The sequence below is a fragment of the Shimia sp. genome (assembly GCF_041624275.1).
GTDB lineage: Bacteria > Pseudomonadota > Alphaproteobacteria > Rhodobacterales > Rhodobacteraceae > Shimia.
Window position 1 is genome coordinate 1 of record NZ_JBFJVE010000068.1, and the last position, 13,607, is coordinate 13,607.

General features: G+C 63.8%; 16 protein-coding genes. 5 read left to right on the plus strand and 11 right to left on the minus strand.

What is annotated here, in order from left to right; translation table 11 throughout:
* Positions 1-165: 165 nt before the first annotated feature.
* From rplR to rpmC, 9 genes are all read right to left on the minus strand, one after another.
* The gene (gene rplR / locus ABZD10_RS07200) at positions 166-525 is read right to left on the minus strand and encodes a 50S ribosomal protein L18 (protein ID WP_372885461.1); all 360 of its coding nucleotides are present in this window, start codon (positions 523-525) and stop codon (positions 166-168) included.
* Between the two features lie 11 nt (positions 526-536).
* The gene (gene rplF, locus ABZD10_RS07205) at positions 537-1,070 is read right to left on the minus strand and encodes a 50S ribosomal protein L6 (RefSeq protein ID WP_372885462.1); all 534 of its coding nucleotides are present in this window, start codon (positions 1,068-1,070) and stop codon (positions 537-539) included.
* A 10-nt stretch (positions 1,071-1,080) separates the two neighbouring features.
* A complete protein-coding gene (gene rpsH / locus ABZD10_RS07210) occupies positions 1,081-1,470 on the minus strand; it encodes a 30S ribosomal protein S8 (RefSeq protein WP_372885463.1) in 390 nt (129 codons plus the stop codon).
* A gap of 12 nt (positions 1,471-1,482) precedes the next feature.
* Entirely contained in the window at positions 1,483-1,788 is a 306-nt protein-coding gene (gene rpsN / locus ABZD10_RS07215) for a 30S ribosomal protein S14 (RefSeq protein ID WP_372885464.1), read from the minus strand.
* 19 nt (positions 1,789-1,807) lie between these two features.
* The gene (gene rplE / locus ABZD10_RS07220; protein WP_372885465.1) at positions 1,808-2,371 is read right to left on the minus strand and encodes a 50S ribosomal protein L5; all 564 of its coding nucleotides are present in this window, start codon (positions 2,369-2,371) and stop codon (positions 1,808-1,810) included.
* A complete protein-coding gene (gene rplX / locus ABZD10_RS07225) occupies positions 2,364-2,675 on the minus strand; it encodes a 50S ribosomal protein L24 (protein ID WP_372885466.1) in 312 nt (103 codons plus the stop codon). Before rplX ends, rplE begins: the two co-directional genes overlap by 8 nt.
* A 1-nt stretch (position 2,676) precedes the next feature.
* Positions 2,677-3,045, minus strand: coding sequence for a 50S ribosomal protein L14 (gene rplN, locus ABZD10_RS07230; protein WP_007427594.1), 369 nt, complete (start codon positions 3,043-3,045; stop codon positions 2,677-2,679).
* Positions 3,046-3,133: 88 nt separating this feature from the next.
* Positions 3,134-3,364, minus strand: a complete 231-nt coding sequence (gene rpsQ, locus ABZD10_RS07235) for a 30S ribosomal protein S17 (protein WP_372885467.1) — start codon at positions 3,362-3,364, stop codon at positions 3,134-3,136.
* Between the two features lie 14 nt (positions 3,365-3,378).
* Entirely contained in the window at positions 3,379-3,579 is a 201-nt protein-coding gene (rpmC, locus tag ABZD10_RS07240) for a 50S ribosomal protein L29 (RefSeq protein WP_372885468.1), read from the minus strand.
* A gap of 341 nt (positions 3,580-3,920) precedes the next feature.
* Between rpmC and ABZD10_RS07245 the strand changes: the two genes are divergently transcribed.
* Positions 3,921-4,280, plus strand: coding sequence for a hypothetical protein (locus ABZD10_RS07245; RefSeq protein WP_372885469.1), 360 nt, complete (start codon positions 3,921-3,923; stop codon positions 4,278-4,280).
* A 249-nt stretch (positions 4,281-4,529) separates the two neighbouring features.
* Here the strand turns inward: ABZD10_RS07245 and ABZD10_RS07250 are convergent, their stop codons facing one another.
* Both ABZD10_RS07250 and ABZD10_RS07255 read right to left on the minus strand, forming a co-directional pair.
* Positions 4,530-5,150 carry a 2OG-Fe(II) oxygenase family protein gene (locus tag ABZD10_RS07250; protein WP_372885470.1) on the minus strand — a complete coding sequence of 207 codons (621 nt, stop codon included), beginning with the start codon at positions 5,148-5,150 and terminating at the stop codon, positions 4,530-4,532.
* Between the two features lie 44 nt (positions 5,151-5,194).
* Complete coding sequence (locus tag ABZD10_RS07255) at positions 5,195-6,841, minus strand: sulfatase-like hydrolase/transferase (RefSeq protein WP_372885471.1); 1,647 nt, start codon at positions 6,839-6,841, stop codon at positions 5,195-5,197.
* A 453-nt stretch (positions 6,842-7,294) separates the two neighbouring features.
* Here ABZD10_RS07255 and ABZD10_RS07260 point away from each other — a divergent pair, with 453 nt between their 5' ends.
* From ABZD10_RS07260 to ABZD10_RS07275, 4 genes are read left to right on the plus strand one after another with little or no spacing between them, the layout of a single operon-like run.
* A complete protein-coding gene (locus ABZD10_RS07260) occupies positions 7,295-7,702 on the plus strand; it encodes a thioesterase family protein (RefSeq protein ID WP_372885472.1) in 408 nt (135 codons plus the stop codon).
* A gap of 13 nt (positions 7,703-7,715) precedes the next feature.
* Positions 7,716-10,454, plus strand: a complete 2,739-nt coding sequence (locus ABZD10_RS07265) for a molybdopterin-dependent oxidoreductase (RefSeq protein ID WP_372885473.1) — start codon at positions 7,716-7,718, stop codon at positions 10,452-10,454.
* A complete protein-coding gene (locus tag ABZD10_RS07270; protein WP_372885474.1) occupies positions 10,451-12,034 on the plus strand; it encodes a DmsC/YnfH family molybdoenzyme membrane anchor subunit in 1,584 nt (527 codons plus the stop codon). The genes ABZD10_RS07265 and ABZD10_RS07270 overlap by 4 nt, the downstream gene beginning before the upstream one ends.
* A gap of 43 nt (positions 12,035-12,077) precedes the next feature.
* Positions 12,078-13,400 carry a phenylacetate--CoA ligase family protein gene (locus tag ABZD10_RS07275; protein WP_372885475.1) on the plus strand — a complete coding sequence of 441 codons (1,323 nt, stop codon included), beginning with the start codon at positions 12,078-12,080 and terminating at the stop codon, positions 13,398-13,400.
* The last annotated feature ends 207 nt before the right edge of the window (positions 13,401-13,607 follow it).

The window sequence follows — 13,607 nt, forward strand, 5'->3', positions numbered from 1 at the left end:
CCCGCCTTCGCTTTGGAGTCGCAAGGTGCGTGCGAGCACGCACCCTACGGTGGTATGCCGTGGTGCATGCGAGCACGCACCCATCGGTGATGTCGCATGGTACGTGCGGGCACGCACCATGCGGGGTCTCTTGCGGTAGGGTGCGTGCTTGCACGCACCGCACCATCAGATCTTCAGACCGCCTTCACGCGCGGCGTCGGCCAGAGCCTTCACCTTGCCGTGGAACAGGAAGCCGCCGCGATCGAAATAGGCTTCGGTCACGCCTGCCTTGGTGGCCCGTTCGGCGATCGCCGCGCCCACTTTGGCGGCCGCTTCGACGCTGTTCTTGCCAACGAAGCCGAGATCCTTCTCGAGGGTCGAGGCCGCTGCCAGGGTGACGCCGTTCACATCGTCGATCAGCTGCACGCTGATGTTCTTGTTCGAACGGTGCACCGACAGGCGCGCACGGCCAGCGTTGACCTTGCGAAGTTTGTTCCGGACGCGCAGGCGGCGCTTCAGAAACAGGGTTCTTTTGCTGTTTGCCATTAGTCTGGTCCTTACTTCTTCTTGCCTTCCTTGCGGAAGATATACTCGTCTTTGTACTTGATGCCTTTGCCTTTGTAGGGCTCGGGCTTGCGCCATTCGCGGATGTTTGCCGCGACCTGGCCGACGAGTTGTGCACTGGTGCCCTCAACGATGATCTGAGTGGGCTTCGGTGCGGTCACGGTGATCCCGGCCGGCACTTCGAAGTTCACCTCGTGGCTGAGACCGAGCGACAGTTTCAGGACATCGCCCTGCATCTGCGCACGATAACCAACACCGTTGATCTCGAGCTCTTTCTTGAAGCCGGTGGTCACGCCGGTCACCATGTTGGCGACCACGGTGCGCGACATGCCCCACTGCTGGCGCGCCCGCTTGGACGAACCGCGCGGGGTCACGGTGACGGCATTGTCTTCCACGGCGATCGTCACGTCGTCGGTCGCGGTGAAGGACTGGGTGTCTTTCGGACCCTTGATTTCGATGGTCTGGCCGGAGACAGTGGCAGTGACGCCGCTGGGCAGCTCGACCGGTTTCTTACCAATACGAGACATGTCTTTCTCCTTAGAAGACCGTGCAGAGCACTTCGCCACCAACATTGTTGGCACGTGCGCTTGCATCCGACATCACACCCTTGGGGGTGGAGACAATCGACACGCCGAGGCCCTGACGGACGACGGGGATGTCATTGACGCCCATGTAGACGCGACGACCGGGTTTCGAAACCCGTTTCACTTCGCGAATGACGGGGGTGCCATCGTAGTACTTGAGGCTGATTTCGAAGGCCGGGTGGCCGTTCTCTTCAGTCTTCTCGTAGCCGCGGATGTAGCCTTCGTCGGCCAGCACATCCAGAACCCAGCCGCGCAGTTTCGACGCCGGGGTCGACACGGTCGACTTGCCGCGCATCTGACCGTTGCGGATGCGGGTCAGCATATCAGCGATAGGATCGTTCATAATCGTCTCTCCTTACCAGCTCGATTTGACCATGCCGGGGATCTGGCCGTTCGAGCCCAGGTCCCGCAGAGCGATCCGGCTGATCTTCAGCTTACGGTAGTAAGCGTGCGGACGGCCGGTCAGCTGGCAGCGGTTGTGAAGACGGGTTGCCGAGGAATTGCGCGGCAGTTTCGCCAGTTTCAGACGCGCCTTGAAACGCTCTTCCATCGGGCGGTTTTCGTCGTTTGCGATGTCTTTCAGCTCGGCACGTTTGGCTGCGTATTTCGCCACCAGACGTTCGCGCTTTTTCTCGCGTTCGATCATGCTTTTCTTAGCCATGTCTCTTTCCTTCCCGCGATCAGCTGTTGAAGGGCATGTTGAAAGCTTTCAACAGGCTCTTGGCTTCGGCGTCGGTGGTCGCGCTGGTGGCAATCACGATGTCCATGCCCCAGTTCTCGTCGACCTTGTCGAAATCGATTTCCGGGAACACGATGTGTTCCTTGAGGCCCATGGCATAGTTGCCACGACCATCGAAGGATTTGCCCGACACGCCGCGGAAGTCGCGGATACGCGGCATCGCGATGGTGATCAGACGATCCAGGAATTCGAACATGCGGTCGCCGCGCAGGGTCACCTTGGCGCCCATCGGCATGCCTTCGCGGACGCGGAAGCCGGCGATCGAGTTCTTGGCCACGGTGGTCAGGGCCTTCTGGCCCGCGATCAGGGTCAGGTCCGCCTGGGCCGACTTGGCCTTCTTGCTGTCCTTGACCGCTGCACGACCACAACCGATGTTGAGAACGATTTTCTCCAGCTTGGGGATCATCATCTCGTTCTTGTAGCCGAACTCTTCTTTCAGAGCGCCGCGGATGGTCTCTTTGTAGAGCGTTTTCAGACGCGGGGTGTAGTCAGTGTTATCAAGCATCGATCACGTCCCCCGTGGTTTTCGCAAAGCGCACTTTCTTGTCGCCTTCCATCTTGAAACCGACGCGGGTCGGTTTGCCGTTGGCATCGACATAGGCCAGGTTCGACAGGGCGATCGGCATCGCCTTGGGCAGGCGGCCTCCCTGTTCGGTCTGGGTCTGGCGGGTGTGGCGGATGGCGATGTTCAGACCGTCGACGACGGCCTTGCCGGCTTTCGGGTCAACCGAGGAGATGGTGCCCTCTTTGCCCTTGTCCTTGCCGGCGAGAACGACGACCTTGTCGCCTTTTTTCAGCTTGGCAGCCATATCACAGCACCTCCGGCGCGAGCGAGATGATCTTCATGAAGTTCTTGGCACGCAGCTCGCGGACGACCGGCCCGAAGATACGGGTACCGACCGGCTCACCTGCGTTGTTCAGGATCACGGCCGCGTTGCGGTCAAAGCGGATTGCGGTGCCGTCTTCACGACGGACCTCTTTGGCGGTGCGCACGACGACGGCCTTGCGGACGTCACCTTTCTTCACGCGGCCGCGCGGGATGGCTTCCTTGACCGAGACGACGATGATGTCGCCTACGGATGCGTATTTACGCTTGGAGCCACCCAGAACCTTGATGCACTGAACGCGGCGCGCGCCGCTGTTGTCAGCAACATCCAGGTTTGTTTGCATCTGGATCATGTGGTTTCTCCCGACCTATGGGGCGCCGATGCGTGGCGTTACCCCCAGGGTTTCGACTTTGCTAAGTCGTCCGGGAAGCGTGATGAGATCAGGCTTCCAGAACTTCCCAGCGTTTCGTTTTCGATTTCGGCGCGCATTCGATGATGCGGACTTGGTCGCCGACCTTGAAAGCGTTCTGTTCATCGTGCGCCCGGTATTTCTTGGACTTACGAATGGTTTTCTTCAGAACCGGATGGGTGAAGCGGCGTTCAACCAGCACGGTCACGGTTTGGGCGTTGGCGTCCGAGGTCACGGTGCCTTGCAGGATACGTTTGGGCATCTTTGTGGCTCCTCTTACTCGGCGGCCGACTTGGCTTTTTCGTTCAGCACGGTCTTCACGCGCGCGGCGGCACGGCGGGCGGCCTTGATGCGGGCGGGGTTCTCGAGCTGTCCGGTGGCCTGTTGAAAGCGCAGGTTGAAGCTTTCTTTCTTCAGGTTGGCCAGTTCCTCACGGAGCTGATCCGGCGTTTTTTCACGCAGTTCGTTGGCGTTCATGCGCCTCTTCCTTTCTCATACATCAGAAGGCCCCCTGGGTATGTGAGGGGTGACCCTTTTGCCTGATGGACAAATGACAAACACACGAATCCCGGTGGCCCGGAATCCGCGAGATGGGGCTCTATAGGGGCAAGCGGCTGCGGGGGCAAGGGAAAGTTTGAAAAACCGCCGGTTGCGCGGGGTTTCACACGGCGGCCGGCCGCAAGGGGCCGGGCGTGGTTTTCGGAAGCATCCTGGGCTTTGGCCCTTGTGCGGGCCGAGCGGCTGGGCGACAAGCCGGCGCGGAAACCCGCGCATTCTGATCCCCGTCGGATCACACTTAAGTAACAAGGAACCATTTTATGTCCAAAGCGATCTTAGGATCGGCCTGCATCGCAATTGCGGGCCTGTCCCTGTCGGGCTGTGCCAAATCTCCCGACAGCATCCAGGCGACCTATGTCAGCCCTTCGACCTATGCCAGCTATTCCTGCCGGTCGCTTGCCGAAGAACGCAACAATATCGTCAATCAGGTCAACGACCTGTCTGGCAAGCAGAAGAAGGAAGCCACCGAGGACGCCGTGGCAACCGGGGTCGGGCTGCTGCTGTTCTGGCCAGCGCTGTTCTTCCTGGCCGACAACGGCGACCTCGAGCCCCAGATCGCCAGCCTCAAGGGCCATTATGACGCCGTGTCCAAAGCCTGGCATGAAAAAGGCTGCAAATAGCGCCCTGAATGCCCTTGTGGACGCTCGGCCGACCGGGCGTCCAGACACTGGCGGCATGGGGGCGCTGCCCCCGAACCCGGCATGGGGGCGCTGCCCCCGAACCCCCGGAGTATTTTTCAAGAGATGAAGAGGCGGCTTTCTCTTGCCGCAAGTATCCCCGCCGGAGGCAAACCCGAGGTCACCGCCAGAGGCGGTGGCCGAGACATCCGGCGCGCCTGAAAGGCGCCCGATCTGCCAAGGGCGCGGGCCTCAGGCCCATTTGTAGTTGAAGCTGACCGAGATGCGTTCCTCGTCGGCCATGTTCATCGGCACCTCGTGACGCAGCCAGCTTTCCCAGAGCAGCACCTCGCCCACGTCGGGCTTCATGTAGATGAAGGGCTGCAACTCGCGGCGCGCGCCCTTGGTGCGGGTGGGCGCCGCCATCATCCGGCCCGAGCGCGGGTCTTCCAGCTTCAGCGCCGAGGCGCCGTCGGGCATCGACACATAGGTGGTGCCCGAGATCACCGAATGGGGATGCAGATGCGAGGAATGCATGCCGCCTTCGGGCAGGATGTTGATCCACAGATCCTCGAGCTCCAGCCTGCGCCCGTCGAGGTCCAGTTCGAGATCGCGGGCGAAGGCGGCGACATGCAGGTCCAGCGCCGCGACGATGTCGGCAAAGATCGGGAACCGCCAGGCCAGGTCGGTCAGCGAAGCATAGGAGGTATAGCCGGGATAGCCGTTTTCCTCGCACCAGGCCTGCCCCGCCTCGTCGTCCTCGGCAATGGAATAACAGGAGGCTTCCAGCTCTCCGGGATCGATGGCACTGCCATGTTCGGAGAGTTTCGCGCGGTAGAGACGGGTCACAAAGAGGGATTCGATATGGGCCATGGCGGCGGTTTAGCGCAAGGCGGCGGCGGGCGCGAGGGGGCGCGTCACTCTTCGTCGAGGTAGCGCGCCGGCGCCCGGCCGAGGTATTTCGCGACCAGTTCTTCCGGCACCTCCGAGCCATCGTAGAGAAACGGCAGGATGCCGCGCCGCCCGGAGCGGCCGCGCCCGGCCTTGATCTCGGCCTCGGAGCGCGTCACCCGCTGGCTGAGCCGCAGCCCCCATTGGTGCAGGCAGCCGTAGAGCCGCGCCATCTCGTCGCCATGCGCGTCGCCCTTGGCGAGGTCGTGGAACTCCTGCGGGTCGGTGGCGAGATCGAACAGCATCGGGCGCAGACCGCCCTCGGCGTGGATCAGCTTGAAACGCCCGTCGAAGACCATGAACAGCCGTGCGTCGCGCGGCTCCAGCCCCAGTTGGGCGCAGACCGGGGTCGAAGAGTAATCATATTCGCTGATGACGAACTGGCGCCATGCCGGGGTTTGCCCATGCAGCCAGGGCAGCAGCGAGCGCCCCTCGATGATGTGGTCGGGCACGGTGCCGCCGGCGGCCTCGACGAAGGTGGCGGCGAGGTCGATCGACTCGACCAGCGCATCGCAGGTGGTGCCGCGCGTGGCGTCGGCCTCGGGGCGCGGGTCATAGAGGATCATCGGGATCTTGACCGAGGGGTCGTGGAACAGCTCTTTCTCGCCCAGCCAGTGATCGCCGAGATAATCACCGTGATCCGAGGTCAGCACGATCATCGTCTCGTCCATGCGGCCCGTGGCCTCGAGATGATCCAAGAGCCGCCCCAGCTGGTCGTCGCATTGTTTGATCAGCCCCATATAGGCGGGAATGACCTTCTGGCGCACCTCTTCGCGCTGGAAGGCGGCGGCGATGCGGTTGTTCATATAGGCGCCATAGACCGGATGCGGGTCATCTCGTTCGATCGCATCGCGGGTGGCGGCGGGCACGTGATTGGCGCCATACATGTCGTGGTAGGGCGCGGGCACGATATAGGGCCAATGCGGCTTGATATAGCTGACATGGGCACACCAGGGGCCCGTCGCCTGATCGATGAAGTCGATGGTGCGCGAGGTCAGCCAGGGGGTCTCGCTGTCTTCCTCGCGGATATTGGCCGGCTTGTCGGCATGGCGGAACATCCAGCCCGAGGCGATATTGCCCTCGTCATCCACCCCGGCATTGGCGAAATCCGCCCAGGGGTTGTCGGAGGGGTAGCCTTTGGATTTCAGGTACTCATTATAAGGCGAGCGTTTCTCGTCATAGAAACCGTCGGGCCCCTGCCCCCAGAGCCCGTCGTCGCGCACCCAGGCGTCAAAGCCGCATTCGGCCTGACGGGCGCCGATCAGGCTGTCGGGCGACAGGCCCAGCCGCGCCATGCCCTCGGCGTCGGCCTTCATATGGGTCTTGCCGATCAGCCAGCAGGCCATGCCCTCGCGGCGCAGGTGGTCGCCCAGGGTCTGTTCGCCGACGCGCAGCGGATAGCCGTTCCACTGTGCCCCGTGCGAGGCGCAGTAGCGGCCGGTGTAAAAGCTCATCCGCGAGGCGCCGCAGATCGGCGATTGCACATAGGCGTTGGTGAACCGCACCCCGCGCGCCGCCACCCGGTCGAAATTCGGCGTGTGCAGATGCGGATGCCCGGCGCAGGACAGGTAATCAAAGCGCAACTGGTCATACATGATGAACAGGATATTCATTCGGTGCCCCCCTGGTGCCCCCTCTGGTGCCCGGCCCGGTGTCGCGCCTGTCTTGTGCCCGTATCAGGCCCGTGTCGCGGTGCACGGCCGCGCCGCAACTATTCCGCAAAGCGCCCGCACAGGCCAGCCCAATCCCGCAGGCGCCGCGATCGTGGCGGCGGGCGGACGCGAGGGCGCAGACGGATCGCGGGCAAGACATCACCGGCGGCACCAGGACAGATCGCGGGCGGCGGCGCGAATCTGCCCACATGGCCTGCCGGGGTGGAAAATGACCGGGTGCAGGGTTAATGTTACCATTAATTTGCCTGAAATCATATTTTGTAACATATTATTGTCCCGGCAATGGCTTTTATTTCAGTGCTTTACCGGGGGTTGAAAAAACTTCTGGACCGGAAAATCCTATTTCTGCATAGTGGTACCACTATACAACTTTAATCAACCGGACGATTTGCAATGTATGAAAACCTGGCTGTGGGCACCTCGGCGTCCCGGACGATCACTGTCGACGCCGAGCGGACCATCGATTTCATGGGCGAAGACTGCCGCGTCTATGCGACCCCGTCGCTGGTGCGCGATATCGAACATACCTGCCGCGACATGATCGTCGCGCATATCCCCGAGGGTCAGGATTCGGTCGGCACCATCGTCAACATCGCCCATACCGCGCCGACGCTTCTGGGCATGGAGGTCACCGTCACCGTGACCGTGACCGAGATCGAGGGCCGCAAGGTGGTGCTCGAGGTCAGTGCCAAGGACCCGCTCGACACGATCTGCAAGGGCCGCCACGAGCGCTTCATCGTCGATGTCGACAAAACCCAGCAGAGACTCCTCCAGAAAGCCGCCAAGCTTCAGGAGGCGTGAAAGGCCATTTGACATGAGTGCTCCCGTCGACAGCGCCACCAAAAGCGTTCCGTCCTATTGTTACCAATGCGTCGCCGGCCCCGATCTGATGAAGGTCGATGTCATGGATGGCGTGCCCTATCAGATCCGCCCCAATGGCACGGCGGCTGAGGTGCATCCGGCGCATGGCAAGGTCTGCGTCAAGGCCTTTGGCCTGATCCAGAAGACCAACAACCCGCATCGCATCCAGACGCCGATGATCCGCAGCAACCCCAAGAAGGGCAAGGGCGAGGATCCGCGTTTCCGCGAGGCCACATGGGACGAGGCGCTGGAGCTGATCTGCGGCAAGCTGAACGCGGTCAAGGAAAAGGGCAAATCCGACGAGAGCGGCTTTCCCCGGGTGGCGGCATCCTTTGGCGGCGGCGGCACCTCGACGGTCTACATGGGCACCTTCCCGGCCTTCCTGAAGGCCTGGGGGGTGATCGACATGAGCTTCGGCAGCGGTCAGGGGGTGAAATGTTACCACTCCGAGCATCTTTACGGCGAATTCTGGCACCGCGCCTTTACCGTGTCGCCGGACACGCCATTGGTCGAGATGATCCTGTCCTTCGGGGCCAATGTCGAGGCCTCGGGCGGGGTCTGCGGCGTGCGCCGCCACGCCGATGCCCGCGACCGGGGCGTCAAGCGGGTGCAGATCGAGCCGCATCTGTCGGTCACGGGCGCCTGTTCGGCAGAGTGGGTGCCGATCCGGCCCAAGACCGACCCGGCCTTCATGTTCGCGCTGATCCATGTGCTGCTGCACGAGGTGGCGCGCGCGCGGCTGGACATTCCGTTTTTGAAAGCCCGGTCCTCCTCGCCCTATCTGGTGGCGCCGAACGGCTTCTATCTGCGCGATCCGGCGACGCAGAAACCGCTGATCTGGGATCTCAATCAGAACGCTGCCGTACCCTTTGACACCAAGGATGCCGACCCGGCGCTCGAGGGTGATTTCACCGTCTCGGGGATCGAGATCGGCGCCGACGACAAGACATGGCAGCATGACGGCATCACCTGCCGGCCGGCCTTTGCGGCGCTGGTCGATCACGTGGCCCCCTACAGCCCGGAATGGGCGGCCGGGATCTGCGACGTGCCGGTCGAGATGATCCGCAACACGGCGCTGGAATATCTCGATCACGCCCATGTCGGCGAGACCATCGAGATCGACGGGCGCGAAATGCCCTTCCGCCCGGTGGCGATCTCGCTGGGCAAGACCGTGTCGAACGGCTGGGGCGGCTATGAATGCGCCTGGGCGCGGACCATGCTGGCGGTGCTGATCGGCGGGCTCGAGGTGCCGGGCGGCACGTTGGGCACCACGGTGCGGCTGAACCGCCCCGCCGACAACCGCTGGTCGAGCGTGGTGCCGGGGCCGGACGGGTTCATGAACTATCCGATGAACCCGACCCGCAAGGAAGAGTTCAACGACCATTCGAAATCGCGCCACGCGCATCAGACGCTGATCCCGCTGGCCGCCAATTCGCCGTGGTCGCAGGCGCTGGGGCCGACCCATCTGGCGTGGATGGCGCAGAAGGAAGGCTTTGACCACCTGCCCAAGCCGACCCAGCCCGATGTCTGGTTCGTCTATCGCACCAACCCGGCGATTTCCTTCTGGGACACCGGCGCGGTGACCGAGGCGATCGCCAATTTCCCTTTCACCGTCTGTTTCGCCTACACGATGGACGAGACCAACCACATGGCCGACGTGCTGCTGCCGGAATGCACCGATCTCGAAGGCTTGCAGCTGATCCGCATCGGCGGCTCGAAATATGTCGAGCAATTCTGGGAGCATCAGGGCTTTGCCCTGCGCGAGCCGGCGGCCGAACCGATGGGCGAGGCCCGCGATTTCACCTGGATCACCACCCAGATCGCCAAGGGCGTGGGCCTGCTGGAAGAATACAACAACGCGATCAACGGCGGCGCCGCCGGGGTGCGGCTGTTCGGTGAGAATTTCGACCACCGGCTCGACCCCGAGGTCGAACATTCGGTCGAGAAAATCTGGGACCATTCCTGCCGCGCGGCCAGCGCCGAGCTGACCGATGGCGCCGAGAACCAGGGGCTGGACTATTTCCGCGAACACGGCTTCCGCACCGCGCCCTTCCCCAAGGAACGCTGGTATCTCTACCCGGCGATGGTGGAAAAGGAGCTGCGCTTTGAGCTGCCCTATCAGGAGCGGCTTTTGCGCATCGGTCAGGAACTGGGCGACCGGCTGCACGAGCGCGGCATCACCTGGTGGGACAGCCAGCTGCGCGAATACGAGGCGATGCCGCACTATCAGGACCTGCCGGGCCTGTGGGAAGGCGCGCTGGAGCGGCAGTTCGGCGTCGAGATCGGTGACTACCCCTTCTGGCTGGTGACCGCGCGGTCGATGCAATATTCCTGGGGCGGCAACGCCGGCATCCAGATGATCCACGAGGTGGCGGCCAATGTCGCCGGTCATGGCGGCGTGGTGATGAATCCGGCCGCAGCCCAGCGCATCGGGGTCAAGGAAGGCGACGAGGTCGAGGTCTCGTCTCCGGTCGGCACCACCCGCGGCGCGGTGATCCTGCGCAATGGCATCCGGCCCGACACATTGCTGATGATCGGCCAGTTCGATCACTGGAAAACCCCTTTTGCCAAAGATCTGAAAACCCCCAGCATGAACGGTCTGATGCCGATGTCGCTGGAACTGACCGATGCCACCGGATCGGGCGCTGACCTGGTGCGGGTGGCGGTCAAGAAAACAGGAGCGCGCTCGTGACAACCTGGGGCATCGTCGCCGATCTCAACCGCTGTGTCGGGTGCCAGACCTGCACCTCGGCCTGCAAGCACGCCAATGCCACCGCACCGGGGGTGCAGTGGCGCAAGGTGCTGGATTTCGAAACCGGAGAGTTCCCGCAGGTGAACCGCGCCTTCCTGCCGGTGGGCTGCATGCATTGCGACACGCCGACCTGCATGGATGTCTGCCCGTCGACGGCAACCCAGAAACGCGACGATGGCATCGTCACCATCGATTACGACAAATGCATCGGCTGCGCCTATTGCGCGGTCTCCTGCCCCTATCAGGCGCGGTTCCGGGTCGACAAGCCGGCGGCGGCCTATGGCGGCAAGGCGATGCGCCACGAGGCGCGGCGCGAAGATCCCGGCAGGCTGGGCGTGGCGCAGAAATGCACGCTCTGCGTGGAGCGGATCGACGCCGGCCGCGCCAAGGGTCTGGTGCCGGGCGTCGACATGGAGGCCACGCCCGCCTGTGTCGCCAGCTGCATTTCCGGCGCCTTGCAGATGGGCGATCTCGACGATCCGAACAGCAATGTCTCGACCCTGCTGCGCGAAAAGCGCCATTTCCGCATGCATGAAGAGCTGGGGAACGGGCCCAATATCTATTACCTTTATGACGGTGAAATCAGCGATGTCGCGCCGCCCGAGGCGGTGCCGATGGTGGCCGATCCGGTGGGGCTGGCGGCGGTGTCGCCCAAGCTGCAGACCAGCTGGGACTGGCGCGCGGCGGCCAATTTCACCCTTGGCGGCACCGGCACCGGCCTGCTGGCCATGGCGATGCTGGCGGCTGTCATGGGCACGACCAGCTGGCTGGCGGTGCTGCTGGCGCTGATGCTGGTCGGCGCCGGGCTGTTCTGTGTCTGGCTCGAGATCGGCCGGCCGTGGCGGTTCATCAACGTGCTGTTCAACGCCCGCACAAGCTGGATGTCGCGCGAGGCCTTTTCGGCCATGCCCCTGTTCGGATTTGGCGGGCTGGCCTGGCTGACCGGCTCGGTCGGGCTGGGCGTAGCCGCGGCGCTTTCGGGGCTGGTGTTCCTTTACTGTCAGGCCCGCATCCTGCAGGCGGCCAAGGGCATTCCGGCCTGGCGCCAGCCCGAGATCGTGCCCTTGATGGTCACCACGGGGCTGACCGAGGGTGCCGGTATCCTGGCGCTGCTGAGCCTGATCCCCGGCACCCCCGATCTGATCGGAGGGGGCCTGCCCCTGCTGTTGCTGGCGCTGGTGCTGCTGCGCCTTGGCCTGTGGAGCCGCTATCGCAGCGCCTTTGCCGCCAATGGCGCGCCGACCGGAGCACTGGACATCTACGACGCCATGAAGGCCGGCCTTGGCCTCGCGCCGCAGGGTCTGGTGGCCCTCTGCGCCGCCGCAGCGGTGATCGTGCCGGGCGCCGCCGCGCCGGCGCTGGCGCTGGCCGGGCTCGGCGCCCTGCTGACGGGCTGGAATTTCAAATACACGCTGATCACGCGCGCAGCGTTCAACCAGGGCTATGCCATCAACAGAATGCCTGCCCGAGGAGCCGGAAAGAGCTCTGCGGGAATTCAACCGGGCTGGCGCAAGGCCTGACCGGGACCCCCCGGCCAGGTGCATGTTCAGGGAGGAACAACCAATGCTCGCCAAAAGCGAAACCGATCCGGGATTCATGTATGACCGGGACATAGAAACCATGTCACGCGCGGCGCTGGCCGAATTGCAGACCGAGCGCCTGCGCTGGACGCTGAACCGGGCCTATGAGAACGTCGCCCATTTCCGCGCCGCCTTTGACAAGGCCGGGGTCAAGCCCTCGGACCTCAAGACCCTGGCCGATCTGCGCCACTTCCCGTTCACGGTGAAGACCGACCTGCGCGACAACTACCCGTTCAACATGTTCGCCATGCCCTTCGAGCAGCTGGCGCGGGTGCATGCCTCGTCGGGGACCACCGGCAAGCCGACCGTGGTCGGCTATTCCAAGGGCGATCTCGAGCGCTGGGCCGACCTGATGGCGCGCTCGATGGCCGGTGCCGGCACCCGGCCCGGCGATCTGGTGCACAACGCCTATGGCTACGGGCTGTTCACCGGCGGGCTCGGCGCCCATTACGGGGCCGAGAAACTGGGCTGCGTGGTGGTGCCGGTCTCGGGTGGCGGCACCGAACGGCAGGTGACGCTGATCAATGATTTCAAACCCGCCACGCTTCTGGCGACCCCGTCCTATGCGCTCAACATCGCCGAGGTGGCCGAGAGCATGGGCGTCGACATCGCGGCGCTGCCGGTGCGGCGCGGGCTGTTCGGCGCCGAGCCATGGTCGAACGAATTGCGGGCCGAGCTGGACCGGCGGCTGGGTATCCAAGCCTGCGACGTCTACGGGCTGTCCGAGATCATGGGGCCGGGGGTGGCCTGCGAATGCGATGCGGCGCGCGACGGGCTGCACGGCTGGGAGGATCACTTCCTGTTCGAGATCATCGACCCGGAAACACTGGAGCCGCTGCCGATGGGGGAAACCGGCGAGCTGGTGATCACCACCCTGACCAAGGAGGCGATGCCGATGGTGCGCTATCGCACCCGCGACATCACCCGGCTGACCGACGCGCCCTGCGCCTGCGGGCGCAGCCATGTGCGCATCCTGCGGGTCGACGGGCGCGACGACGACATGATGATCATCCGTGGCGTCAACGTCTACCCGAGCCAGGTGGAAAGCGTGCTGGTGGGGCTGGAAGGTCTGGCGCCGCACTACCAGATCCGACTGTTCAAGGAGGGCGCGCTGGACGCCATGGCGGTGGATGTCGAGGTCTTGCCGGATGTGGGCGAGGATGAGGCGGCGCTGAAGGCCAAGGCCGCCGAGGTGCGCCATCACATCAAGTCGATCATCGGCGTCACCTGCGCGGTGACGGCCAAGCTGCCGGGTGGCATTCCGCGTTCGGAAGGCAAGGCGGTGCGGGTGGTCGACGAGCGGTGACGTGGCAGGCGCGTAATCCGCCGCCCCCCGAAAGGCCCCCCAGCGGGGCCTTTTTTCTTGGCCGGCCACCGCGGACTGCGCATGTCCGGACAAAGCTCCAAACGCGGAACGCCGCCCGAAACGGGCGGCGTTCTGGCGTCTGCGGCAGCGGGGCACGCCCCCCCCCTGCCCCTTTATTGGCGATCAGATCTCAAAAGCCCTTTCCAG